General features: G+C 36.2%; 24 protein-coding genes. 4 read left to right on the top strand and 20 right to left on the bottom strand.

Features of this window, described 5'->3' with window-relative positions:
• From MKY13_RS03225 to MKY13_RS03145, 17 genes are all read right to left on the bottom strand, one after another.
• Positions 1-342, bottom strand: a complete 342-nt coding sequence (locus MKY13_RS03225) for a hypothetical protein (RefSeq protein WP_339215273.1) — start codon at positions 340-342, stop codon at positions 1-3.
• Positions 335-2005, bottom strand: coding sequence for a 6-hydroxymethylpterin diphosphokinase MptE-like protein (locus MKY13_RS03220; RefSeq protein WP_339215272.1), 1671 nt, complete (start codon positions 2003-2005; stop codon positions 335-337). Before MKY13_RS03220 ends, MKY13_RS03225 begins: the two co-directional genes overlap by 8 nt.
• A gap of 89 nt (positions 2006-2094) precedes the next feature.
• On the bottom strand, positions 2095-2913 hold the full coding sequence (locus tag MKY13_RS03215; protein WP_339215270.1) for a flagellin: 819 nt from the start codon (positions 2911-2913) through the stop codon (positions 2095-2097).
• 243 nt (positions 2914-3156) lie between these two features.
• The gene (gene csrA / locus MKY13_RS03210) at positions 3157-3378 is read right to left on the bottom strand and encodes a carbon storage regulator CsrA (protein ID WP_339215268.1); all 222 of its coding nucleotides are present in this window, start codon (positions 3376-3378) and stop codon (positions 3157-3159) included.
• Complete coding sequence (fliW, locus tag MKY13_RS03205) at positions 3379-3822, bottom strand: flagellar assembly protein FliW (protein ID WP_339215266.1); 444 nt, start codon at positions 3820-3822, stop codon at positions 3379-3381.
• Between the two features lie 14 nt (positions 3823-3836).
• On the bottom strand, positions 3837-4403 hold the full coding sequence (locus tag MKY13_RS03200) for a DUF6470 family protein (RefSeq protein WP_339215264.1): 567 nt from the start codon (positions 4401-4403) through the stop codon (positions 3837-3839).
• Positions 4404-4526: 123 nt separating this feature from the next.
• Positions 4527-5486, bottom strand: coding sequence for a flagellar hook-associated protein FlgL (gene flgL, locus MKY13_RS03195; RefSeq protein WP_191698677.1), 960 nt, complete (start codon positions 5484-5486; stop codon positions 4527-4529).
• A gap of 33 nt (positions 5487-5519) precedes the next feature.
• Positions 5520-7268, bottom strand: coding sequence for a flagellar hook-associated protein FlgK (gene flgK / locus MKY13_RS03190; protein ID WP_339215261.1), 1749 nt, complete (start codon positions 7266-7268; stop codon positions 5520-5522).
• Positions 7269-7415: 147 nt separating this feature from the next.
• Complete coding sequence (locus tag MKY13_RS03185) at positions 7416-7919, bottom strand: flagellar protein FlgN (protein ID WP_339215259.1); 504 nt, start codon at positions 7917-7919, stop codon at positions 7416-7418.
• A 33-nt stretch (positions 7920-7952) separates the two neighbouring features.
• On the bottom strand, positions 7953-8213 hold the full coding sequence (gene flgM / locus MKY13_RS03180) for a flagellar biosynthesis anti-sigma factor FlgM (protein WP_191698680.1): 261 nt from the start codon (positions 8211-8213) through the stop codon (positions 7953-7955).
• 167 nt (positions 8214-8380) lie between these two features.
• Positions 8381-8791: a TIGR03826 family flagellar region protein gene (locus tag MKY13_RS03175; RefSeq protein ID WP_339215257.1), complete on the bottom strand. Its 411-nt coding sequence runs from the start codon at positions 8789-8791 to the stop codon at positions 8381-8383.
• A gap of 101 nt (positions 8792-8892) precedes the next feature.
• Positions 8893-9498: a phosphoribosyltransferase family protein gene (locus MKY13_RS03170; protein WP_339215255.1), complete on the bottom strand. Its 606-nt coding sequence runs from the start codon at positions 9496-9498 to the stop codon at positions 8893-8895.
• Positions 9491-10594, bottom strand: a complete 1104-nt coding sequence (locus tag MKY13_RS03165; protein WP_339216841.1) for a DEAD/DEAH box helicase family protein — start codon at positions 10592-10594, stop codon at positions 9491-9493. Before MKY13_RS03165 ends, MKY13_RS03170 begins: the two co-directional genes overlap by 8 nt.
• A 1275-nt stretch (positions 10595-11869) precedes the next feature.
• Positions 11870-12712 (bottom strand): DegV family protein, encoded by an 843-nt coding sequence (locus MKY13_RS03160; RefSeq protein ID WP_339215253.1) that lies wholly within the window; start codon positions 12710-12712, stop codon positions 11870-11872.
• A gap of 171 nt (positions 12713-12883) precedes the next feature.
• Positions 12884-13399, bottom strand: coding sequence for a nuclear transport factor 2 family protein (locus tag MKY13_RS03155; protein WP_339215251.1), 516 nt, complete (start codon positions 13397-13399; stop codon positions 12884-12886).
• Between the two features lie 256 nt (positions 13400-13655).
• Positions 13656-14330, bottom strand: coding sequence for a response regulator transcription factor (locus MKY13_RS03150; protein ID WP_191698686.1), 675 nt, complete (start codon positions 14328-14330; stop codon positions 13656-13658).
• A 22-nt stretch (positions 14331-14352) separates the two neighbouring features.
• Positions 14353-15516 (bottom strand): sensor histidine kinase, encoded by a 1164-nt coding sequence (locus MKY13_RS03145; protein ID WP_339215249.1) that lies wholly within the window; start codon positions 15514-15516, stop codon positions 14353-14355.
• Between the two features lie 161 nt (positions 15517-15677).
• Here MKY13_RS03145 and MKY13_RS03140 point away from each other — a divergent pair, with 161 nt between their 5' ends.
• Both MKY13_RS03140 and MKY13_RS03135 read left to right on the top strand, forming a co-directional pair.
• Positions 15678-16313 carry a YigZ family protein gene (locus MKY13_RS03140; RefSeq protein ID WP_339215247.1) on the top strand — a complete coding sequence of 212 codons (636 nt, stop codon included), beginning with the start codon at positions 15678-15680 and terminating at the stop codon, positions 16311-16313.
• Between the two features lie 134 nt (positions 16314-16447).
• On the top strand, positions 16448-17497 hold the full coding sequence (locus MKY13_RS03135) for an LCP family protein (RefSeq protein ID WP_191698689.1): 1050 nt from the start codon (positions 16448-16450) through the stop codon (positions 17495-17497).
• Between the two features lie 117 nt (positions 17498-17614).
• Here the strand turns inward: MKY13_RS03135 and MKY13_RS03130 are convergent, their stop codons facing one another.
• A complete protein-coding gene (locus tag MKY13_RS03130; RefSeq protein ID WP_191698690.1) occupies positions 17615-18670 on the bottom strand; it encodes an MraY family glycosyltransferase in 1056 nt (351 codons plus the stop codon).
• Between the two features lie 510 nt (positions 18671-19180).
• Here MKY13_RS03130 and secA2 point away from each other — a divergent pair.
• The gene (gene secA2, locus MKY13_RS03125; protein WP_191698691.1) at positions 19181-21541 is read left to right on the top strand and encodes an accessory Sec system translocase SecA2; all 2361 of its coding nucleotides are present in this window, start codon (positions 19181-19183) and stop codon (positions 21539-21541) included.
• Between the two features lie 4 nt (positions 21542-21545).
• Positions 21546-22451 carry an accessory Sec system S-layer assembly protein gene (locus MKY13_RS03120; RefSeq protein WP_339215243.1) on the top strand — a complete coding sequence of 302 codons (906 nt, stop codon included), beginning with the start codon at positions 21546-21548 and terminating at the stop codon, positions 22449-22451.
• A gap of 558 nt (positions 22452-23009) precedes the next feature.
• Here the strand turns inward: MKY13_RS03120 and MKY13_RS03115 are convergent.
• Together MKY13_RS03115 and MKY13_RS03110 are read right to left on the bottom strand one after the other, a co-directional pair.
• On the bottom strand, positions 23010-23561 hold the full coding sequence (locus MKY13_RS03115) for a C40 family peptidase (RefSeq protein ID WP_191698693.1): 552 nt from the start codon (positions 23559-23561) through the stop codon (positions 23010-23012).
• Positions 23562-23880: 319 nt separating this feature from the next.
• On the bottom strand, positions 23881-24846 hold the full coding sequence (locus tag MKY13_RS03110) for a C40 family peptidase (RefSeq protein WP_191698694.1): 966 nt from the start codon (positions 24844-24846) through the stop codon (positions 23881-23883).
• Between the last annotated feature and the right edge of the window lie 278 nt (positions 24847-25124).

The following is a 25124-nucleotide window of genomic DNA, read 5'->3' as shown; positions in this document are numbered from 1 at the left end:
CTATTGAGATAAATTTATAAATTTTATTTTTTTACAATACTCTAATATTTCGTATTCAAAAATATCTGCAACTAAATAAAAATCATTTTTCTCAATAGCACTATTAACTTCTTCTAAATAAGGTAGTATTTCATTTAATGAGATATTCACTTCATCATTATCATTTTTCAATATTTTTGTTGCGCTTTCAAGCCAAATTAAACCTTCAGAAAAATTTTTAATTACTTCTAAAGCTTGTTCTACTTCTTTGTTTCTTAAACTAGTATAAATATACTCGATTCCTTTTGGTAGTGTACTCAAATATTCATTGTAACTCTCAACTAATTCTAATACTTCACTCATTATTATCTCCCTTTTCTTCCCTTAAAATAGTTAGTGATTCTTTTAAAAACTGTTCCGAAAAAGCAACTACATCAGATAAACCCTTATATAATGCCATATTTAAATTACATATTCTTTCAAACTGTTGAATTTCTGTTTCATTTTGAACTTCTTTATATAAACTTAATATATTTTTTACAAGTGGCTGAGTAATATGACTTAACAATACTTCTTCACATACTTTTTCAATTTTTTTATCAATTTTATTTAATTTATTTACTGCACTATTAGGAAATATTCCCTTCTTTTTTACTTCCTTTACTAAATAAATTGCATTGTTTATATCTAACTTTAATTTCTCCAATCTTTTTAAATGTTCACACCAAATATTATCTAATTTATTCAGCGAACTTTGTTCATTAGAAAAAATTATAGAATTTTTTGTATTCGCTTTATCAACAAATTCTTTAATAAAATTATCAAATGAAATTTGTTTTATACCATTTATTCGGGCTCCTCCTTCAGTACAGTTATAAATAGGGGCCGCATGGTTAGATAGTTTTATTAATTCCTCAAAATTATTTTTCATAAATAAAAGCGGATAACTAGTTTTTACTTTATCTCCATAATAGCCATCTACCTCTATTAAATTATCTTCATCTTTAGTATTCTTTACATATTTATTAGCTGCTGAGTGACTTAAATTATTAGTATAAGCCAAATCTTGTCCAATAAAGGCTATCGGTCCAGAGGTTATGTATTGGGCAATTGTAAATGTAAAGTTCGCTACTGAAATCCCACCGTTAACAATTGGTACACACTTTCCAAACTCTTCTTCAAGGAACCCTTGAAAATTTCCATCTCCGTTAGCTAAAAAAGGAACCCTATTGGCTTTATATTCTTTTTGGATTTTATATTTACTCATTAAACAATATAATAATGTTGCAGTAGTTTTTATATCTTTAAAATGACCATAATTTGCTTCCGAACCGTCAACCGTAACAATATAATCCGGATCTATCCCACCTTTAATTAATGGATTAATAGTAGAACCCGCACATAAAATGATTACTTTATCTTTGATTTCTTTAAGTTTTCCCAATTGCTTATCTAAAGATGGCCCACTTGAAGCAATAATTACTGGACTATTATATTTTTTTTCTAATACACTTAGCGAAGAGTCCTGTAAAACATAAATTAAGTTTTTCCAATAATTTTCCTGCCATTCATACGAATACAGTTGAACCGTATTAATATCAGCAGCATTATAAACTTGACTAGTTTTAACTATTTCTAATAACTCTTTATAAGCAATTGGAGCAATCTTATCATAATTTGGGCTACATATTACCTTTATTTCTTTTATTTTATTAACTAATCCTTTTGTAATTCTATTTTTTATATCACTAATATTTGTATGTAATATACTTTCATCATTTACTAACTCTTCTATCGGTTCAACTATAATAAAATCATCTACCGGAAGTTTTTCTTTCAATATATTTGCTATATAACCGACTCCATATCCAAATAAAATATGAAGATAATTTTCCTTATACTCTTTTTCAACAAATTGTTCTGCTTCTCTAATAGGATTATATTTACTGTGTAACAAAAAACCGTTGACTTCTATAATTTCATGCCCACTTTTTGAAATTGTCTTATTTATTATATATTCATTCATTTTCACACCTCTTCATTATTATCGTCAAACTTTCAAAAACATAAAGAAAAGCGTTTGGGAAATTCCCAAACGCTTTAACTTATTAAAGATTAACCTAATAATTGTAATACGCCTTGCGGTTGTTGGTTCGCTTGCGCTAACATAGATTGAGCAGCTTGCATTAAAATATTGTTCTTCGTGAAGCCCATCATTTCTTTCGCCATATCTGTATCACGGATACGAGATTCAGCAGCTGTTAAGTTTTCACTAGAAGCACCTAAGTTATTAATAGTGTGCTCTAGGCGGTTTTGCCAAGCACCAAGTTTCGAACGTTGCTCAGAAACTGATTCTAATGCATCATTAATTTTTGTAATCGCTGAATCAGCTTTTGCTTGTGTTGAAATTTTAGCATTATCACCAGTTAAAGCTAATGCATTTTTACCCATTGAACCAATTTCAACATCTAAACTTTGAGTTGCGTTAGCACCGATGTGAATTTTTTTACTAGAATAAGAACCGTCTAATACTTTCATGTTGTTGAACTCAGTATTTCCTGCAATTCGATCAATTTCTTCTACTAATTGATCAACCTCTGCTTGTAATTTTGCACGGTCTTTATCTTCGTTTGTATCAGTTGCAGCTTGCACAGCTAATTCACGCATACGTTGTAAGATCGCGTGAGTCTCGTTTAATGCACCCTCAGCAGTTTGGATTAAAGAAATACCATCTTGAGCGTTCTTTTGAGCCATGTCCAAACCACGGATTTGTCCGCGCATTTTTTCAGAGATTGCTAAACCAGCAGCGTCATCGCCAGCACGGTTGATTTTGTAACCAGAAGATAATTTCTCTAGGTTTTTAGACGCTTGAGCGTTGTTGAAACCAAGGTTACGGTGTGTGTTTAAAGCTGAAATGTTATGTTGAATTCTCATTTGGAATTCCTCCTTGAATTGTTTTTATATGACCCACATCCTTGTGGGAAAGCTTAGCATTGGCTAGTACCTCTGCCTTACATAATATATATCGTAACTAGTTTGAAATGTTTAATAGTTTTTAAATAAATTATTTTTTATTTTTCTAAGAAGTGACCATTTGGACAAAAATTATAATTGAAAAGGTCCTAAAAAATCCTTATAACAGAAAAATATATTTATTTCATAATAAGACTTCTACATTTAATTCTTCAATCTAAACTGCTTCAACACATTCACCGAAGTAGCCAACGCCTCTTTATTCTGCTGCTGAATCGCTTCAAACACTTCCGAACGATGTACCTTAACAGACTTTGGAGCAACAATCCCCAACTTTACTTGGTCCCCATCAACGGAAATAACTTTCACTTCAATTTGGTCGCCAATCATAATTGTTTCGCCTTTTTTTCGTGTTAAGACTAACATTTATTTTCCACTTCCTTTAGCTATAGCGATTTCATAACGCAATGGGTACTTTTCGCTATCCTGTAGGACAATTTGTTTGCCCAGCTTTTGTTTCGTATTAATGATAATTGGTGCAAGTAAATTTATAGTAGATTCCGAGAAGTTTTCTTTTAATGTAATGACTGTATATGTAGCTACTTCACATTCTTTTTCTAACTGTAACTGCTCTTTATCTTCTTCACTTAAATCAAAGGCATAATCGGATTTGAAGGCGAATGGATACCCTACAACAAAGCCAATTTGCTCGTCTTCAGTCGATTGTAATAAGGCAATAGGTAAATCAGCATCTAGCCCTAAAAGGATGTATTTCGTATATTGTTGAAAACCTGGTAAACCGTTTTCAAAGGTAATAATTTCAGATTGGTTTATTTCTACTTCACCTAAAAATTTTGTTTGAATGTTCATTGATTCCGCTCCTTTTAGCCGATAACGTCAATTTGCACATCTGGTCTAACCATCATTTTGCCACTTACTTTTCCATAAGTGAAGTCCATTTGTGGCTTGTTCACCTTTACGTCAATTTTCGGTGCATTGCGTTCGATATTTACGTCTGTTGTTCCCGGTGTAATATTTACTTTCACTGAGCCAATCGACGGAATAAATTTAATATTGTAAGGACCTGGACGTTCTGGGCCATGATTTTGCTTGGAGATGTTTTGGATTATAGCACGGCCTTGATCCTTTCCAGCACTCATCATGATTTGACGACCTTCACCCATTCGTCTGGACATTCCCTTCAACATTTCTTGCCTTCCCATTTGTGCATATTCTTTAATAAATTCACCAACTGGTTTCGACCCTAAATCTCGCCACATTTGATCCATATTAATATCTAGCTTGGCGTTTGTTGTATTAATTTGGACTGTTGCAGCAGGTTGTGAAATTTTCAAATCTGCTGGTCGCTGTCTAATTTGTTGAAATGGCTTTGTTATTCTGTAATCCATTTGTATATCAGTTGTCGAAATTTGAATTTGTGGAAATCGCATTATAAGGTCTCCCTTCTGTTAACAAAAGCGCTTGGAGCATGTCCAAACGCTTTGAAAGTATTATAAATTTAAAACAGTATGCGTTTGTCGCTTCACTTTCGTCCAAAACCTTGTTAATTTTATTTAACGAATAAAATCTACTAGGGTCTGTTGTATTATCTTAGCTCCAACAGATAAAGACGCTTGGTGGATAGATTCAGCCGTTACCATTTCTGTAATTGTTTTTGCATAATCTGTATCTTCATTTAATGACATTTGCTTTGTTACATTGACTTCCTGCATCTGAAGTCGACTTTCCATTAATTCAACACGATTTTGCTTTGCACCAACTTCTGCTCGCTTCACTAATACTTTTTCATTTAGTGAGTCTAGGCCCGGAATAGCTGGATTTCCTCCCGCTATTAAGTCAACCCCTAGTGCGTTTCCAATATCTGTACCTGTTGTCGTATTATCTTTTAAAAGGTTTTCCAGTCCTGTCATAAATGTGTTTATTTCTTTAAACAGTCCAACACCTTCAGTATTGATTTGCATCTTGATTCCGTCAAAAACATTAATATCAATTGATTTTTCTGTTGCTACTAAAGGTGCGTTAGGGACAGCTATTCTATCAGGAACTGGAGTAAACTTTGGATTAATTGCATCATTTACAAATAGGGGATCGTTTGTATGGGTTCCCGAGAAGATATAGTTTTCTCCAACCTTTGTATTCCCCAAATCTTGAAGATGCTGTCTGATTTGACTAATTTCCTCATTAATTTTTTGACGATCCTCAGGTGTATTTGTATCATTTGCCGCTTGAATGATTAGCTCTTTCACACGGATTAGTGATGTTCCTACTTGGTCGAGAGCTTCATCAGTACCATCCAACCAGGTATTAGCTTGGTTCAAATTTCGTTGATATTGCTGATTTTTATCTAAATCAACACGGTATCCCATTCCTTTTACCGCAACTACTGGATCATCAGACGGGCGATTAATAATACTACCCGAATTTAATTGTTCTTGATACTTCGCCATTTTATTATAGCTATTATTTAAGTTACGAAGCATATTACTAGAGAGCATCGATTGTGTTACGCGCATCGTATTATTCCCTTCTTCCTAGCATGTTTTATATTATAAACCTACGCGGCCCATGCCGTTTATAATCTTGTCCAATGTTTCGTCGATCACAGTAATCATACGTGCATTCGCATTGTATGCTTGCTGGAATGTAATCATATTTGTCATTTCTTCATCCAGCGACACCGAGTTATGAGATGCACGATTGTTTTCGATTTGTAGATGTAACGTTGTTGAATTGTATTCATTTGTTACTGCTTGCTTTCCTTTTACACCAAGTTCTCCTATTAGTGATTTGTAATAAGATTGGAATGTGCCACCTTGTAAATTACCTAAAACAGCTGATTGCAATGCGGAAAGGCCGAGTATGTTTTTATTGTTACCTTCTTCTATTTTAAACATTAGTAATCCTGTTACAGGATCCACAGCTTGGGTATTGGTAGTTTGATCAATTATTGGTTCTAACCCACCTGCTGCGGCAACTTGTTTTGGATCAGTAATTGCCACCTGCATGTCTCTTGCAGTTGTTCCACCAAAAAAGTTAACTCCTTGTAGTCCTGTAAGATCTACCCCACCTGAGTGGACTGAATTAAATTGATCAATGATTTCTTTTGCCAATCCATCAATTTTTTTCATCATTTCAGGGTAAGTCCCTTGCACATTTTTAGCTGCATCTTCATAACCATAAGCATCGATTAATGCAGCTAATCTGCCTTTACTTGGTTCAAGAGCATTATGACTCACGTTCTTTTCATTACGTGGGTAAAGAAATTCCGGAACACTATAGTTTTGATCATAATCCGCATGATTCGGATCTTTAGCATTTGGATTATACGCTGGATTTATAGATTTAATAGGTACACTTGTCATCACAATATGAGAAAACGGTGAATAGCCTGCTGTTTGTGAATTGTCCACGTCACCATCGATTTCCTTATAAACGATATTACCTGCACCATCAAGAATCGGATTGCCTGTAGCATCTAGATCTGGTCCTACCGATGACAAACTCCCAAACTCTCTCCCTCGCACTAAATCAATTGAATTACCACTCGCATCTTTATACGTTATTGTCATACTTCCTTCAGCGATTGCTAGTGCATTACCGCCTGATTTTTCCAAAGATATAGAAACAGGAATAATATCGTTTAATTGATCGACTAAAACATCACGCGTATCGTAAAGATCATTTGGCATATATCCATTTGGCTCTACTGTTTGAATTTGCTTATTAATATCTGCAATTTGCTTCAGTAAGCTATTTACTTGATCCGTTACAACATTAATCTCATTCCCAATATTCCCTTGAATTTGCTTCAGCTGGGTATCCATATAGTTGAACGAATCAGCTAATGATTGTCCTTTTGAAATCATTACTTTACGAGCTGCTGTATCTTTAGGGTCGTCAATAACATCCTCCATCGACTTCCAAAATTCCGTAAACGCTTTGTTAATCCCAAACTCTGAAGGCTCGGCCATAATATCTTCCATCTGCGAAATTGACTTTGTTGTCGATTGCCAATAACCCAATTTATTCGTTTCTTGACGGTATTGTCGGTCCACGAATTCATCCCGAATCCGCTGAACAGAGCTTGCCTGCACCCCTGTTCCGATATGCCCAGCTGTTTTCCCGGTATTTAAGCCAGTACCTGGAAATCCTGGTGTTGTCTCCATATTAACTCGTTGACGAGAATAGCCTATTGTATTGGCATTTGAAATATTATGTCCTGTTGTATAAAGTGCTGATTGCTGTGTGTATAGGCCACGCTTACTTGCCTCAAGTCCCATAAATGTTGAACGCATTGTAGGACCTCCCTTTTAAGTATGTTTTTTAGTATTTATTAGAAAAACAGTGGTGTGTTATAAAAACGAACATTGCCTTTGTCTATGTCGGTTTTTTATCAAAAAACGCATGTATCGCTCCCGCTGCATGCGGAAGCTTACATGCGATTAGGCTTTAAATTCATTGAACGATCGTTTTGTAATTTCTGAATTCCCACGTATTTCAGCTCCGGAATAGTTGAACTGTTCTGTACGCTGTGGGCGCATCGCATCTAATGTGACGTTAATAAATTGTAGCGAATTAAGCACCATTTTTTGATTTAAGTCATTTTGCATTTTCAGCTGATTAAGTAAGGTAACTAAACGCTCGCGTACACTTACTAATGCTTCTTTTACTTCACTGTTTTCAGCAGCATTGATTACATCGGCAACAGACGGTGTGTCAGTGAGAGCAATTCCTTTTGCTCGGAGGTAATCCGTTACCATCGACTGACGCTGTTGCTCAAGTGTATTAATTGCCGCTACATGTGCCTGTTCATTTTTTATGAGCTGATCAAGCTTTTCCATATCACCTTGCTTAATGTACTCCGTTTTCGCAAGCGCTAGCTCAAGTAGACTTTTATGCATTTTCTCTAGCTTTTCCAACGTGGCGACGATATTGGCAATTGACATGTATTTAAGCGCTCCTTATTTCTATTTTTTTGATTAACCGCGGTAAAATTTGAGCATATCCTCTGCAACTTTTTTCGCGTCTACTTTGTAATTTCCTGAATCAATATCTTCTTTAATTTGTTTCACACGCTCTGCACGTTCATTGGCATATGTTGAAGATGCCTGCATTTCTTTTGCTTTTGATGATATTTCAATATGATCTGCAAAAGTTTTTGGAGTCTCTGCGTTTTTCACCGGACGAGCCTGCTTATTATAAGTATTGATCGCCTGAACATTAATAGGATTAATTTTCATTTTATAGACCTCCCTTTCATTAAAAGCATTGTCTGTTCTTTATTTCGACTACTTCATTGAATTGTTTATGCTTTATTCGAAAAAACACTACGAATGTATTAAAGTTATAAGCTTATTTTATGAAAAATAAAAACGAAGTCCTATTGAAACGACTTCGTTTTAAGACATTATTTTTTGTCTGAAAGATATGTGGTGCGGTCACGGCGTTTAATATCATTGCGAAACTCTTGGGCTGCTTCAAATGTGCGTAATTCTGATTTCATTTCACCTTGACACTTTTCACATAGTTTACCTTTGTTTGTTAAATGACCACAATTATCACATGGATAGCCTAGACTTGGGAATACGGCTGGGTGTAAACGACCTTTTCTCACCCATTTATATAACATTTCACGTTCGACCCCAGTCGCTTCTATAATCCGGTCTACATTCGCTGCTCGGTTTTCACGCTTACGTAAAAAGCGATAGACGATTTGGTACATATCCTCTTCCTTTTGCGCACAGTTATGGCATACCTCTCTTAAGCCTGTATAATTGAAAAACGAATCACACATAGGGCAATTCCTTAATTCCGCCATAGTTCTCCTCCTATTTCTTTCAACACTCTCTTTATTCATTATACATATTGCTCTGTCATTTTTAATGACAACTTTCCAAACTCTTTTAAAGGTAGTCATTGTTAGCCATGGATCAGTGTCAAGCCTTCCACCGTTTTTGCGCCAGCTTGCAGTAACGCCCTTTTCGCATGGTTTAAAGTTGTACCTGTCGTATAAATATCGTCCATTAAGAGTAAAGTTTGATCTTTTATTGCCTTTGCATTCACAACTTCAAAGAGCTGTGGTGTCTGCAATCTCTGCTCTCTTGTTTTTAACGCTTGCTGCTCATTTGAAAGCTTCTTTAAATGGTGAGCAAAGGGAATATTGGCTGCTTTGAGTAATTCATCAATGTGGGAAAATGTTCTTATTTTTAAATTTTCCGGATGCATTGGAATCGGGATAATAATCCGTTTCTCATTTTTGAGTTGTTCATGGAGAATTCGGTTGAATGCATGAGCAAGAACAATATCATGCAGAAATTTATACCGGTGCAAGTAATCTTTCATCGCTTCATTATAATGGTATAAAGACACAACTCCTTCTTCCTGTTGCTGTTCGATTCGATGAAAGCGTTGTTCACAACGGGGGCAAATTGTCTGGGTTAATGTATTTCTGAGAAGCTCTCCCCATCCAAAACTTTGGTTTAGTTCACGTTCACAAAGTAAGCAATGCTGAATGGGTTTATTCATAATGATTCATCTCCAGTATTTTCTTGCGCGCCTGATCCATTTCCATCGTAATGCCATGATGGAAAAATACAATATCACCTGATGGATACTTCACATTCCGTCCGACTCTCCCGCTAATTTGAATCAGTGCACTGGAGGTGAAAACTGGATTTTCCGATCCAACGACTGCTACTTGTACATTTTTTATCGTAATTCCGCGCTCTAATATCGTTGTCGTCAATAAACCTTTCCTTTCTTCATTGCGCAATTGTAATACTTTTTCTTTTCGGTCATGGTCTTCTGAATGGACACTTTCAATTGTAGGGTCGATTTCCTGAAATAGGGGTGTCGCTTGTTCCATTAATTCAATCGTCGAGAAAAAAATTAGGAATGGCTGATGATTTTGAAGCCGTTGTTCTACCCATCCTTTGAGTTTTTGAGGGATTTGTTGTTTGTGAAATGCTTTTTCATAATTCCAAAGTGCCTGATACCGTGGGACAGGTAGTAAATGTCCATGAAATCTTCGTGCGATAAAGGAGTAACCCCATTTTTCATTTCTTTGCTGAATGAGTAGTTTTGTTGAAGGGGTGGCGGTCACAAAGGCGATTGGTGCGTCAGCTTTTTTCGCTTTCATTACTGCACGCTGCAATGCTTCATCATATGTGTAAGGAAATGCATCGGCTTCGTCCACAATCATCACGTCAAATGCATTTTCAAATCGGTAAAGCTGATGTGTCGTTGCAAGTATTAACTGCGCAAATTGTGTGTCATTTTGTGCCCCGCCATATAGTGCATGAATCGTAATATTTTGAAAGACTTGCTGGAAGCGTGGATAAAGCTCTAGCACTACATCCGTTCTCGGTGTTGCTACACAAACTCTTTTTCCTGCTTTAAGTGATGCGTAAATGGGAGCGAAAAGGATTTCTGTTTTGCCAGCGCCGCATACTGCGAAAATAAGATGGTTGCGGTTATGCTGTATGCTTGTCGTGAGTTCGTTTGAGGCTTTTTGCTGATGAGCCGTGAGTTTTCCCGTCCAAGTAAATTCAACATGGGATTTCTGAATTCGAGAGCGGGGCTGCTCATTTTTCCAAATTATCAGTTCATCACAGCTACACATGCGCCCCATTGTAATGCAATGCCGGCAATAATGACACGTTTTCTCGCATTTAGCACAGTGAAAGGAAATAAATTTTTGCCGTTGTTCATTTATACAACGCCTGCATTTTAGTTTGGGCTTTGTAGTAACAGCAGGAGTGATTTCAAAATATCCCCGTTTAATATAAGATTCGATTTTAGCTTGTGGAAATGGGGTGTTGCGACGCGACCAAATTCGACCAGTGAAGAAATTCTCGATCGCAGGTTCCGGGATGAACCCATAGTAGAGGGTAGGTTTTTGTGAGTTGGATGCGGCGGTGGAATTGGAGTTTGCATTGGGACGGAATAATCGGTAATGCTTTTTAATAATTGGTGTAGGTGTTGTGGACATAGTTTTCGCTCCTTTACGGATTATTTTGTATGAAATTTTCAAATATCTATTGACCGGGTTTCTTTTCGTGTTGCTGTTTCTACTTTTCTCTATTCGAGTTCTACTATCTGCTCAAAAGCTTCCCCTTTTCTTAGTTCAGGTTCCACTTTCTGAAGGATATTTTCTAATATCAAATGCTAGGGCTACTTTTCAAGATCTAGTTTCTACCTTCCCCTGCTTACGTTCTACTTTCAGCTCAGAAGTTGCTACTTCTCTAAGCTCGGGTTCTACTTCCTAAATGAAGTTTTCTAATATCTAGTACCCAGGTTACTTTTCGTGCAGTAGTTTCTCATTTTCCTTGTTCATGTTCCACTTTCGGCTCAAAAGCTTCTACTTCTCTAGACTCAGGTTCTACTTTCTGAATGAAGTTTCTAATTTCAAATGTCGGGGTTACTCTTCGCTCCGCAGTTTCTACTTTTCCTTGTTCACGTTCTACTTTCGGCTCAAAAGCTTCTACTTTTCTAGACTCAGGTTCTACTTTCTAAATGCTATTTTCTAATATCTAGTGCCCAGGTTACTTTTCACCCGCAGGTTCTACTTTCCTCTGTTTACGTTCTACTTTCTGCTCAACAGCTTCTACTTCTTTGAGATCAGGTTCCACTTTCTTAATGAAGTTTTCTAATATCAAATGCACGGGTTACTTTTCACCCTGCAGTTTCTACTTTTCCCTGTTCACGTTCTACTTTCTGCTCAACAGCTTCTACTTCTCTTCGCTCAGTTTCTACTTTCTAAATAAAGTTTTCTAATATCTAATGCCTAGGTTACTTTTCTAAGCCCAGGTTCTACTTGCCGCCTCAAATTCTCCTCCAAATAAAAAAACAGCCACTCTACCAATAAATTAGTAGTGACTGTTTGTGCATAGTTTCATTACTTTTTCATCCAACCGATTGCAATAGCACCTTCACCTAAGTGTGTGCCGATTACCGGACCGAAATAGCTAAGCGTGAAATCGACTGTTGGATAAGCATCCGCTAGTGTGCCCATCCATTCGCGAGCTTCATCTTCACAGTTGGCATGAATAACTACTGCTTGAAGTGCACCATGCTTTTCTACTGCTGATGCTAATTGCTCTTCTACACGGCGTATTGCTTTTTTGCGTGTACGAATTTTTTCGAATGGGACAATTACTTTGTTCTCAAATGTTAATATTGGTTTTACTTGCAGTAAGCCACCAATTAATGCCGCTGCTGCCGATAGTCGACCGCCGCGTTGCAGATGCTGTAAATCGTCGACGATAATGTATTCATCCATCGTATGTTTCAATTCATTTAAGTGAGCAATGATCTGTTCCCCTGATGCACCTTCCAAAGCTAGTTTAGCAGCTTCCTTCACGTACATTCCTTGCAAATATGCCGCAACTTCCGAATCAAATGCGTAAATTTTCGTTCCTTCCACCATACCGCTTGCTTGTACAGCGCCTTGGAAAGTTCCGCTAATGCCGCTTGATAAATGGATAGTTACTATCTCATCATATTCTTTTCCTATTGTTTCAAAAAGCTCAACGAATTTTCCGACTGATGGCTGTGTTGTTTTAGGGAATTCTTTAGCACCACGCACTCGGTCATAAAACTCAGAAGCTGTAATATCAATTTCTTCATCATAAAACGTTCCTTCAATATTAACACTCAATGGAATCATATGAATATTGTACGTTTTTCGTTCTTCAAGTGTTAAATAGGCTGTACTATCTGTCACAATTGCTGTTTTCATTGCTCTCCCACTCTCCTATGTTCACTAGTTTACATGAACTCTATGTAATTGTGAACGAAAAAATGCCTTTTCTGAAGAGAACTTCCCTGTTTCATCGCATTTTTGTTATATGAAAAAAACATCTCGGCGATCATTTTCGCAAGATGTTTCTTCATGTATATATAAAATTTATTATTCACTGCCAATATAATAAATGCTTGATACTTTCCAGCCGTCTTCTTTCATAAATACAGTTACTTGACGACCAACCCCGGAAAGCTCAGCACCTGTTTTTATCTCTTTTGTTTCAGTCTTTAAATTGGAAAACACCTGTGCCTCTTCTTCACTGTAGTTTACAATTGTTATATCTTCTGCTGTACGCTTTACATCATATTGATTAAATACTGCGGATACGGCTTGGATATCTTCCTCATAATTGAAGCCTTTAGCATTTTTTGAAATAATATTTTTATAACGTTCTAAATCCTTTTCATTAAAGGCTTTTATATATTCATCAAAAGCAGATATAATATTCTTTTTTTCTTCCTCAGGAACTCCGGTAGCTTCCTGAATTGAATCACCTAAAATTTCAAAACCAACCGTACCTTCATCGATCGTTTTTTGCAATTTTTCCGGTGATGCGTCTTTTTCGTCCCCACAAGCTGCAAGTACAAATATCGACAGGACAGCTATTAACCACTTTTTCATATTTTCACAAACCTCCCGCAAAATATTTTAGCATACTACTATCTAAAATTCGATGTCCCGAACATTCTCTTAAGCATCTATAACACATATAGACGAAAGTTGTTCACAGATGTTTCTTATATTGGTGATAATCGAAGTAAATATAGCTGGGAAAATTAGCAAAACTATGAGCTTTATTAACGCAACGTACCAAATATTATTGCAAATAAAAAAACAGAGCTACCAAATTGGCTCTCTGTTTTATCATTACATAATTTTATCGAACCTCTACCCAGCCGTTTTTAATTGCTGTTACAACGGCTTGTGTACGGTCATTTACATTCATTTTTTGTAAAATGCTTGATACATGGTTTTTAACCGTTTTTTCCGAGATGAAAAGCGTCTCACCAATTGTACGGTTTGATTGACCATCTGTAAGTAATTGAAGCACTTCACATTCACGCTTTGTTAATAAGTGGAATGGACGGCGAATTTCTGTTTGGTGGAAATTCCCTTTATTTTCGTGCTCAGATAAGCGGCGGAATTCCGCTACCAAGTTTTTCGTTACTTTAGGATGCAAGTATGAACCACCATTTGAAACGACTTTAATCGCTTCCACGATTTCATCGGCATCCATCTCTTTTAGCATATAGCCTAAAGCACCTGATTTTAAAGCATGTGTTACATATGATTCGTCATCGTGAATTGATAACACCATTACTTTTGCATCCGGGTATTCTGCGATTAAGTCAGCTGTCGCTTCTACACCATTTTTGCCAGGCATATTAATATCCATTAATACTACATCAGGCTGATTTCTTTCATATAGATTTACTACATCTGCTCCATCATCACCTTCAGCAACAACCTCAAATGTATCTTCAAAATCTAAAATTCGTTTTACCCCTTCACGGAATAGTTGATGATCATCAACAATAATAATTTTCGTCATAAAAAAACCCCCTGGACACTATTTAATATATCTCTTCATTTTTTGATGGTAATGGAATTTTCATTAAAATGGTAGAACCTTTACCAATATTACTACTAATTTTTATAGAGCCTTTTAATAAATCAATTCTTTCTTTCATTCCTATAATACCAAATGCTCCCTGTCGAACATTTTCCGTATCAAACCCGGATCCGTTATCTTTCACGACAACATTTATTTCGGCTTCCAACCACTCAATTTTAACAATAATCTGAGTAGATTTTCCGTGTTTTATTGCATTATTTACACTTTCCTGCACTAAACGGAAAATCGCCACCTCATAATTAGAAGGAATTCTGCGCTCACTATTGTACGAGATGAATTGAATTTCCGTAGTCGGATTGTATTCCATCAGTGTAGATAAGTACTTTTTTAGTGTCGGGCCAATCCCTAAATCATCAAGTGCCATTGGACGTAAATCATAAATAATGCGTCGTACTTCAGATAATGCATTACGAACACTGACTTTTAAATCATTTATTTCGTTTAATGCAGCCTCTACGCCCTTTTCTCGGTATGTACGGTCAATCAGATTCGAGCGCATGAGTACATTTGCCATCATTTGTGCTGGCCCATCATGAATTTCCCGAGACAGACGCTTTCGTTCTTCTTCTTGAGCAGCAATTATCCGTATACCAAAGTCTTGCTTTATTTTTGCTTGTTCCAGCGCTGCCCCTACGTTTTTTAGATCGGTTGTTAAAAAATTTATAACAACATTTACTTGATTGACAATATGGTCCGCTCTTTCAATCGTATCATAAAGTGTACGCAATCGTCTTTCTAAATCGTCTCGCTTATCTCTAAGTTGTTTTTCACGTTCACGGCAAATGGTAACTTCTAATTGGAGCTTGCTTGTATTTTCATAAGCCTCACGAATTTGTTGTTCGGAATGTTCATTAAAATTTCTGCTCACAACAACTAACCGTTGTCTAGATAATTGCAATTTTCTTTCTAAGTTATCACTCTCATCGATGATAATCTTTATTTCTTGACGAACAATCTCTAATTCTTGTTGCATATCTTCGAAGCTTCTTCGACTTTGTTCACTTATTATAAATATATCATCTTTGGAATTTGTAATAGTTTCTAACATTCGATTAAATATTACATCCAGCGAGGCAACATCTATTTGATTATTTTCAAGCACTTTTTCCCCACCTTACTTCCCAAGAATGCGAACTGCTCTATCTTTTTATTATATTTACTACTATTATAGTACATACATATTATAGCATTATTCAAATATTTTTTAAGTTAAATTATGACCACAAATTAAAGACACTCATGGTAAAATAAGGAGAATATATAATGATAAATAACTATTTAACCGTAAAAGATTACGGAGAATCGGAAATAATCATATCAAAATCACGTTTTTTGACATATGTCAATCGTGCAGAGACAGAAGAGGAAGCTCTGCTTTTTATAGAAAAAATTAAAAAAATGCATGCCGGAGCTACTCATAACTGCTCTTGCTATCTGGTGGGTGAGCACGATCAAATTCAAAAAGCGAATGATGATGGGGAACCAAGTGGCACTGCAGGCGTTCCTATGTTAGAAGTTTTAAAAAAACAAGGTTTAAAAGATACGGTTGTTGTCGTAACCCGCTATTTCGGTGGCATAAAACTTGGTGGAGGCGGCTTAATCCGCGCCTATGGTAAAGCTACGACTGAAGGGATAGCCGCTGCCCAGGTTGTCGAGCGTAAATTGCATTATTTGATGAAAATTGGGATTGATTATGGATTTTTGGGGAAAATAGAAAATGAGATTCGTAGTTCGCACTATATGTTACAAGACATACTCTATGCAGAAAATGTTGAAGTTTGTGTGCACGTTCTAAAAGAGGAAGAACAGATTTTCACCGATTGGATAACGGAATTGACGAACGGGCAGGCAACAATAACAAATGAGGACGCACTGTTTATTGAGTTTTCTAAGGAGTAACGATGCTTCTGCTACTAAAGTATATATCGTTACTTTACGACAAAAGTAGATTGTAGTATATTAGATTAGATTGAAAACACTTATAATACTCGTTCTAATATAGTAACCTATCCCTAACCTAGAGGAGAATATTTATGAAAACAAGGCAAAATAAAAAGAAGGGCTCGTCGAAAATCAAAATGTTTTTCAAAGTTACGATGCTCCTTACCTTATCACTTGCAATATGTGCAAGCGCCTACGCTGTTTATTTAACAAAACAGGCTGAACATGCTGCAGATAACGCATATGAAGTGATAGAAGACCGGAAAATTTCAGAAAATCGCGAAGTAAAAGTCGAGCCGGCACAAGACAATGTTTCTATTTTAATCCTGGGTGTCGATGATAGTGAAAAGCGTGGTCAAGGCGCTGATAGCTCTCGTACAGATGCACTTTTGCTTGCCACTCTAAACAATAAAACTAAAACAGTTAAGTTAGTTAGTATTCCACGTGATTCCTACGTATACATTCCGCATATTGGAGGCAAGGATAAAATTAACCATGCCCATGCTCGTGGTGGTACACTTGCTTCTATTGAAACAGTGGAAGAATTATTCGATATTCCAATTGACTATTATGTACGTATGAACTTTAACGCCTTTATCGACATTGTTGATGCATTGGGTGGTATTGAAGCAGAAGTACCATATGCAATGCTCGAAAAAGATGAATTTGACCGGAATACGGTAAACTTACAACCAGGTTTACAGTCTTTAGATGGTCGAGAAGCACTTGCACTAGCCCGAACACGTAAGCAGGATAATGATATCGAACGCGGAAAACGCCAGCAGGAAATCATTAAAGCAATCGCTACTAAAGCTTCGTCATTTACATCAATAACAAAATACGATGATATCATTTCAGCAGTTGGCAACAATATGAAAACAGACATGACATTCACTGAAATGAAATCTTTCTTCAGCTACTTAACAAACGGTATGCCTCGTATTGATACACTAACGCTAGAAGGATATGACGATATGTCAACCGGTGTATACTACTACAAATTAGATGAAGAGGCACTGACCGAAGTAAGCCATATTTTGCAAAGTCATCTAGGAGTAAACCCTGAATCTACTAATATATCAGGTACCAGCTCCGAAACGAATTCTGCATATACAACAAAATCAAATACAGATACACAATAATCAGCCAATCTCCGTTCATTCGGAGATTGGTTTTTTTATACCAATGCCACAAAATGAACTATTCCCCAAATAAAAAACAAGTAAACAGCAATCAGCCATTTACTTGTTTCGATCTTTTCATTTATTGAATATTCGTACCAGGTTGAGCAACGGTTTATAGTTTTTGCCGGCAAGACCGATAATTTCTACAAATATTTCAATTGCCACTAAAATAACAGCAATCAGTAAAATCGCGCCCCATACTTTTGCCATTGAGAAAATTACGGCTGCGAGACCAAACATAGCTGCCATCGCATAAATAATCATTACTGTTTGAGAATGAGAGAAACCTACATCCAATAAACGGTGATGTAAATGTGATTTGTCCGGGTCTGACCACTTTTTACCATTACGTAAACGACGTACAATGGCAAAGAATGTATCAGAAATTGGAACACCTAGCATAATCACAGGAATAACGAATGAAATAACTGCTACATTTTTAAAGCCTAAAAGAGCTAGTACAGAAATCATAAATCCTAAAAACAGTGCCCCGGTATCTCCCATGAAAATTTTAGCAGGATGAAAATTGAAAAACAGAAAACCGATTGTCGCTGCAGCTAAAATGGCTGCCATTGCAATAACGATACCATTCCCCATAATCATCGCCATAACCGCCAATGTAATTAAGGCAATTGTCGATACACCTGCAGCAAGTCCATCTAATCCATCGATTAAATTAATTGCATTCGTAATGCCGACAATCCAAATAATAGTAAATGGAATACCTAACCAACCAAATTCTAGTTCTCCACCAAATGGTAAGTTAATATTTTCAATTTGAATGCCACCAACAAATACAACGATACAAGCTGCAATAATTTGACCAAGCAATTTAGCCTTTGCGGAAATCTCTCGCATATCATCCACAATACCTGTAATCACAATAATTGTCGCAGCAATTAAGATCGCATATAAGTAATTACTTTGAAAGTCCGTAACAAATTTTAAAAGTAAAATTCCAATCATAAACGCACCAAAAATTGCTAAGCCACCCAGTCTCGGCATAATGCGAGCATGCACTTTACGATAGTTTGGGGCATCTACAGCTCCAAGGCGAAAAGCCAATCGCTTCACAAGCGGAGTTAGTATAATTGCAGCAATAAAAGCTACGATTAAAGACACGTAAATCATGTCTCTCCTCCTTAATTTTTGTAGGGTCAAAACAATACGATTAATCGTAGCGTTTAAATTTCATAAAACTCTACATTATTTTTCATGATTAGTATAGCATGATTACTTCATAAAATATAGATATATTTCCTACCACTATATTTTCGTTTATTTACCATTAATTTCATAACTATGTTTTATATGGTTACATTAATAAGATAAATAGAGGAAGGAATTTCGTTATTGACCTAAAAAAGAGCTACATCATTCAAATAACAGTAATGTCTTCCCTTATTTTGTTTATTAGAAAAGCAACTCTATGTATGGTGATGAGTCTTTTATATAACAAATAATTTGTATAAAAATAGATCATTATTAAAAAAGACATTACTCTTTATCGTATAAATTTCCATATTATTTCTCTTATTCCTATCAATCCCCTTTAGTTCGGTAGTCTTTTTCAGCAAAATTTGATAAAATAATTGAGTGTCTACTATATTAAAGTAGCCAATTTTAAAGGAGAGTAAAATAATGTTCTCAATTTTCAAACGCAGTAAAGAGCAAACTAGTGCTCGAGAGCTAAAAAAATACTACAAAACTGTAGAGCAAATTAATAAACTCGAAGCCATATATAGTCCAATGTCAGACGACGAGCTTCGAAATATGACATTTACATTTAAAGAACGTTTAGAAAACGGTGAGCAGCTTAATGACATTATCCCTGATGCATTTGCTGTTGTCCGTGAAGCTTCCAAACGTGTATTAAACATGCGCCATTTCGATGTTCAGTTGATTGGTGGTCTTGTATTAACAGAAGGTAATATTGCCGAAATGCCAACAGGCGAAGGTAAAACATTAGTTGCTTCCCTTCCTTCCTACGTACGTGCATTAGAAGGCAAAGGGGTTCACGTTATTACAGTAAATGATTACTTAGCAAAACGTGACTTCGAATTAATCGGACAAATCCACCGTTTCCTTGGTTTAACAGTTGGTCTGAACGTACCGATGATGGAACCGACAGCTAAAAAAGAAGCGTATAACGCGGATATTACATATGGTGTCGGAACGGAATTTGGTTTCGATTACTTACGTGATAACATGGCTCACACTATTGGCGACAAAGTTCAGCGTCCATACCACTTCGCTATTATTGATGAGGTGGACTCTGTTTTAATCGACGAAGCGAAAACACCGTTGATTATTGCGGGTAAAATGGGAGCCAATGAAGAATTGCACCGTATTGCTGCTATGCTTGCCAAACGTTTCAAGCCTGAAGAAGATTATGATTTTGACGATGAGACGAAAGCAACTTCTTTAACAGATCAAGGTATTGAAAAAGTTGAAGCTGCATTCGGTATCGACAATTTGTATGATTTAGATCATCAAACTTTATACCATTACGTTATTCAGGCAGTTCGTGCGCACGTTATGTTTGAGCTTGATGTCGATTACATCGTACGTGACGACAAAATTGAGCTAGTAGATATGTTCACAGGTCGTATCATGGAAGGTCGTTCACTTTCAGATGGCTTACACCAAGCAATCGAAGCAAAAGAAGGCGTAACGATCACTGAAGAAAACAAAGCACAGGCACAAGTTACAATTCAAAACTACTTCCGTATGTACCCGAAATTATCAGGGATGACTGGTACTGCGAAAACGCAAGAAAAAGAGATATTGGAAGTTTACGGTATGCGCGTTATTCAAATTCCAACGAATCGTCCGCGCCGCCGTGTTGACCAACCCGATCTCGTATTTGAAAAGATTGAGCAAAAATACGAATACGTGGCCCAGGAAGCATTACGCCGCCATGAAAAAGGTCAACCGGTATTAATCGGAACTACCTCTATTTTACAATCCGAAAAAGTCGCAAGTTACTTAAAGAAATACGGGTTGGATTTCCAATTATTAAATGCGAAAACAGTCGAGCAAGAGGTTGAATTAATCTCAGAGGCAGGCCAAAAAAGCCGTATTACAGTTGCCACTAACATGGCCGGTCGTGGTACGGATATCGTATTGGGAGATGGCGTTGAAGAGCTTGGCGGTCTGTTTGTTATCGGAACAGAAAAGCACGAAAGCCGTCGTGTTGACAACCAGTTACGCGGACGTTCCGGTCGTCAAGGAGACTTAGGTGAAAGTCAATTTATCCTATCCCTTGAAGACGATATGTTCAAGCGTTTCGCAAAAGATGATGTAGAAAAATTCCGCAAAAAAATGACTACTAACGACATTGGTGTCGTGCAGAATAAAGAAGTAACAGAGTTGATCGAACGTACACAACGTATCGTTGAAGGTGCACATTTCTCTATGCGTGAATACAACTTAAAGCTTGATGATGTGATTAATGATCAGCGTCGAATTGTCTATGATTTACGCGATAAAGTATTAAAGAATGAAGATATAATTCCTTTACTAATTCGAATGATGTATGAAACAGTGGACTTTGCAGTTCGTGAAAATGCCCCAGAAGATAAGGATGTTATTGAATGGGATTTCGATAAAATGGAGAAAACAGTAAACTCTCTATTTATTGAACCTGTCATAGTAAATCGCGATGAAACAAAAGTGAAAAATTTACTTGATGCAATGGATCCTCCTGTAAAACAGTTAAAGGCTGTAATCGAAAGCTTTGAGGAAAACGAACAAATTATGTCAGTTATTCCAAAGGTAATGCTAAGCTATATCGATCATATGTGGGTGAAACATTTAGAGCAAATGGCGCATTTAAAAGAAGGTATTGGCTTACGTCATTACCAACAAGAAGACCCAATGAGAATTTACCAACGCGAAGGGCTAGAACTATTTGGTAAAAACTATCAGGAGCTTCGTCGTACAATTGTGGAAGAACTTGTTGCATTTATGAAAAATATTACGATGAATGTGGAGGAATAACAGAATGGGTTTATTCGATTTATTTAAAAAAGGTGACAAAGTAGGTAAAGATAGTGCTGTTGATTCATCATCAGTCGTAGAAACATCTGGTAAAGCTTCTAAAAAAGATGAAAATCGTGATGTCATTACAAAATTATCTTTCCATCCTGAATGGGATGTACCGCAAGAACAAAAATATGTATTTAATTTCTTAGCAAATGATTTAGCACCATTAAAACCAAATCAATTATCATTATCGGCAATTAATATTGAGCCTTCTATGTCTAACGGTTCATGGAATGTAAAAGCATTTTTCCGTTCTTCATTATCCGAAGCAATTGAATTAGGCGATATTGAATTATTAATTTTAGATAAAGATGACAACCGTCTAGCTTCACACTATTTTGACTTCAAAGAGCTAGGCGTAATTCCGGCAGAAAGTGCACGTCCATGGATTTTCAATTTCCCTGCTTCTTCCATTTCAGCAGACGAAGTACCAGAAGAAGGCTGGAAGATTTCATTCAACTTATTATCATTGCGTGGTCATCAATTAGACTTGGATGATACATGGAAAAAACAATTACCAAAGGATCAGCAAGAAAAGCTTGCAGAAATCGTAAAAACTTTACCGAAATTAGGAAAAACAGAAGTTAACTTTACAGGATTACAAGCTAAGATGAACAATGACGGTAGCTTACATGCATCTATCTTTATCCGTAATGGTCATGATAAAGCGATTAATCTGGAACAATTACCACTTGAAATTATGGATGCCCGTAATGTTGTTGTAGCAAAAGGCTCATTCAAATTAGAACCTGTCTTATCTGTACAGCCGAATACGACAAAGCCTTGGACATTTATTTTCCCGAAAGAATTAGTTACTGTTAAAGGAATTGATCTTTCCCGCTGGACAGCCCGTGTACCACAATAGAAATTAATTATCATACACAGCATTCGGAATTTATATTCTCTTCCGAATGCTGTGTTTTCTTTTGTGTGTGAGGATTTAATAGACAATATATATGTCGCAGAAAATTTTATGAGATCGCTTGTTATTAGCCGCATTCTTTTGATAAGTAGAAACTTTTTTGCCGAATGTTGAAACTCCGCCCTGAAATGGAGAAGCTCTGCCTCCTTATGTAGAACACTTCACTTCAAAAGTAGAACGACCACTTTTATTGTCCTCCTTCATTTGAAAAGTAGAAACTTTTTTGCCGAATGTTGAAACTCCTCCCTGAAATGTAGAAACTCTTCCTCCTTATGTAGAACACTTCACTTCAAAAGTAGAACGACCACTTTTATTGTCTTCCTTTATTTGAATAGTAGAAACTTTTTTGCCGAATGTTGAAACTTCGCCCTGAAATGTAGAACATCGAACATCGTCTACTCCTATAAGAGAACCTAAAACTCAAATTAAAAAATCCCCCACTCTAGTAAAAGAGTGAGAGATCTATATATGCAGTATGTAGTAGTGTGTATAAGCTATGTATTATTCTGCTTCTGGCGTGTTATCAACATCTGAATCATCTTCTGTAGCTGCTGCAATTGCTTCTGCTGTAGAGAAGTTAGCCACGCGTTTTGCGCCTACATATTTATTACCCCAGTAATATTTGTCGTTAATACTTGTTTTAATAACACCCTTGCTTGTCGATGCATGGATAAATTTACCTGATCCAATATAAATCCCTACATGAGAGACACGTTTACCAGATGTATTGAAAAATACTAAATCCCCCGGCTCCAATTCACTTTTCTTTACTGAAGTTCCTTGATTGTACATATCTGAAGATGTACGTTCTAGGGAAGTAATACCCAGTTCTTTAAATACGTGACGTACATAGCCTGAGCAATCAAAACCTTTTGCTGATGTACCGCCATATGAATAACGTACCCCTATATACTTAGAAGAGATTTCTTTCAGCTCTTCAACGGAGTAAGCTGATTCCGCAGAAGCTTCGTTTTCATTCAATGGTGTGAAGAAAATGACGAAGGCTGCTGCCAAAGTTAGTACCGAATTGCGTATTAATTTAAAGTAATCCATCGTGTTCCCCCAACATCAATTAATTTTCTGAAAACTTAACTGATATCAGATTAACATGATATTACAGAATATAACATTACAGTTCTGTAACAATAAGGTTACATATACCCTATTTTGTCATTCTTTAAACTCATAATAAAAACCTATTTATAATAGAGGTTTAGAACTATATTACTGGAAAAAAGAAGCTATTCCTTTGTAATAATTACCTTAAAGCGACCTCTATGTTGTAATAAATGTAACATTAAGGTTCGGTTATGTAATAGAAAAAGAACTAGTAAACGACATACTACGTGTATTTATTAGTTCTTTTTCTAAATTATTTTAAATTATTTAGTCGTTTATAAGCAACAAAGCGTTCTGACCAGTATTTTTCATTAACATTTGAAATCGTGATTCCTTTAGAACCAGCATGTATAAATTCATCATTCCCCAAATAAATCCCCATATGAGAAATAGTCGGAATAAAGGTGTTTTTGAAAAACACTAAATCTCCTGGCACCGGTTGCGCTACCTTCGTTGTATCCTGCTCGAAATACATAAGACTACTTTTACGATCCATTTGAATACCTACTGAATTGAATACAAAGTTTACGAAGCCACTGCAGTCAAAACCTTCAATAGTTGTCCCGCCATATTTATAAGGGGTACCTATTGTTCCATTTGCAATAGCAATGGCATGAGTATATAAAGCTTCCGTCTGATGCGAAACAGTACCAGGTAAGGCAAGTTCCCTGCTTAATTGCTTCTCAATCACTTCATCTGCGGTTTGTTTAAAGTTAATTTCGGCTTCGACGTTCGCGGCAGTCGGTGCTTCAACAGCTTGATCCTTTTTAGCTTGTGTGCCAATTGCAAGCTTTTGTCCGACTTTGATGGCATCAGAATTCAAGTTATTCCATTGCTTTAAACTTACAATCGATACGTTATACTTTTTAGCAATATTTGTTAAATTATCACCTTTAGCTACTGTATGAAAATGAGCGCTTTCTGGCACTTTCACCTTTTCTTCTACAACAGAAATTGCTTTAACTTTACTTATTCCGGTTGTAGTAACAGTATTCTTAATAGGAGCTACTACTAGTTTTTGTGCTATGTAAATCCGATCTTCAGTTAGTTTATTCCATTGCTTCAGCTGATGTATTGTCGTGTTGTGGGCTTTCGCAATTTTTGTTAATGTATCCCCCTTTTTTACCGAATAAGAAGGTGCGGCTTCTACAGTTGGCGTTACTAGTAAGGCTGTCGAAAATACTATTCCCGTTAGCATTACCTTCCATTTAATATTCATTTGGAAAACTCCTCCTTCTACTATGAAACTCCTAATCAAATCTATTTTACTTAATTTACAATAGAGGAAACAACATGCCAATAGATAGAACAACAATAAAAATATTAACAAATTATGAATATTATTATACTTCATTACCTATTAAGTGTTAATTGAATTTTGTCCAAATTGCGTAAATTATGGTACAGGGTAAATTTACCTTGCTCGTTATACTTGTTTTTTACTATTTTTATGATAGAATTAATTTCTGTGAAAAGATTTAAATTTTTAGAAAGTTT

It is taken from the genome of Solibacillus sp. FSL W8-0372 (assembly GCF_037969735.1).
GTDB classification, from domain to species: Bacteria; Bacillota; Bacilli; order Bacillales_A; family Planococcaceae; genus Solibacillus; species Solibacillus faecavium.
Note: the sequence above shows the minus strand (reverse complement) of the source record. Positions and strands in the feature narration are given on the sequence as shown.

Coding starts and splice junctions, on each gene's coding strand:
- flgK (WP_339215261.1), bottom strand. CDS start 7,268: ATGCGTTCAACATTTATGGGACTTGAGGCAAGTAAGCGTGGCCTATAC.
- MKY13_RS03130 (WP_191698690.1), bottom strand. CDS start 18,670: ATGATTTACGTGTCTTTAATCGTAGCTTTTATTGCTGCAATTATACTA.
- secA2 (WP_191698691.1), top strand. CDS start 19,181: ATGTTCTCAATTTTCAAACGCAGTAAAGAGCAAACTAGTGCTCGAGAG.
- MKY13_RS03165 (WP_339216841.1), bottom strand. CDS start 10,594: ATGTGTAGCTGTGATGAACTGATAATTTGGAAAAATGAGCAGCCCCGC.
- MKY13_RS03220 (WP_339215272.1), bottom strand. CDS start 2,005: ATGAATGAATATATAATAAATAAGACAATTTCAAAAAGTGGGCATGAA.
- MKY13_RS03215 (WP_339215270.1), bottom strand. CDS start 2,913: ATGAGAATTCAACATAACATTTCAGCTTTAAACACACACCGTAACCTT.
- MKY13_RS03110 (WP_191698694.1), bottom strand. CDS start 24,846: ATGAATATTAAATGGAAGGTAATGCTAACGGGAATAGTATTTTCGACA.
- MKY13_RS03140 (WP_339215247.1), top strand. CDS start 15,678: ATGATAAATAACTATTTAACCGTAAAAGATTACGGAGAATCGGAAATA.
- MKY13_RS03170 (WP_339215255.1), bottom strand. CDS start 9,498: ATGAATAAACCCATTCAGCATTGCTTACTTTGTGAACGTGAACTAAAC.
- csrA (WP_339215268.1), bottom strand. CDS start 3,378: ATGTTAGTCTTAACACGAAAAAAAGGCGAAACAATTATGATTGGCGAC.
- fliW (WP_339215266.1), bottom strand. CDS start 3,822: ATGAACATTCAAACAAAATTTTTAGGTGAAGTAGAAATAAACCAATCT.
- MKY13_RS03225 (WP_339215273.1), bottom strand. CDS start 342: ATGAGTGAAGTATTAGAATTAGTTGAGAGTTACAATGAATATTTGAGT.
- MKY13_RS03115 (WP_191698693.1), bottom strand. CDS start 23,561: ATGGATTACTTTAAATTAATACGCAATTCGGTACTAACTTTGGCAGCA.
- MKY13_RS03160 (WP_339215253.1), bottom strand. CDS start 12,712: ATGAAAACAGCAATTGTGACAGATAGTACAGCCTATTTAACACTTGAA.
- MKY13_RS03135 (WP_191698689.1), top strand. CDS start 16,448: ATGAAAACAAGGCAAAATAAAAAGAAGGGCTCGTCGAAAATCAAAATG.
- MKY13_RS03120 (WP_339215243.1), top strand. CDS start 21,546: ATGGGTTTATTCGATTTATTTAAAAAAGGTGACAAAGTAGGTAAAGAT.
- flgL (WP_191698677.1), bottom strand. CDS start 5,486: ATGCGCGTAACACAATCGATGCTCTCTAGTAATATGCTTCGTAACTTA.
- MKY13_RS03175 (WP_339215257.1), bottom strand. CDS start 8,791: ATGGCGGAATTAAGGAATTGCCCTATGTGTGATTCGTTTTTCAATTAT.
- MKY13_RS03155 (WP_339215251.1), bottom strand. CDS start 13,399: ATGAAAAAGTGGTTAATAGCTGTCCTGTCGATATTTGTACTTGCAGCT.
- MKY13_RS03185 (WP_339215259.1), bottom strand. CDS start 7,919: ATGTCAATTGCCAATATCGTCGCCACGTTGGAAAAGCTAGAGAAAATG.
- flgM (WP_191698680.1), bottom strand. CDS start 8,213: ATGAAAATTAATCCTATTAATGTTCAGGCGATCAATACTTATAATAAG.
- MKY13_RS03200 (WP_339215264.1), bottom strand. CDS start 4,403: ATGCGATTTCCACAAATTCAAATTTCGACAACTGATATACAAATGGAT.
- MKY13_RS03150 (WP_191698686.1), bottom strand. CDS start 14,330: ATGACGAAAATTATTATTGTTGATGATCATCAACTATTCCGTGAAGGG.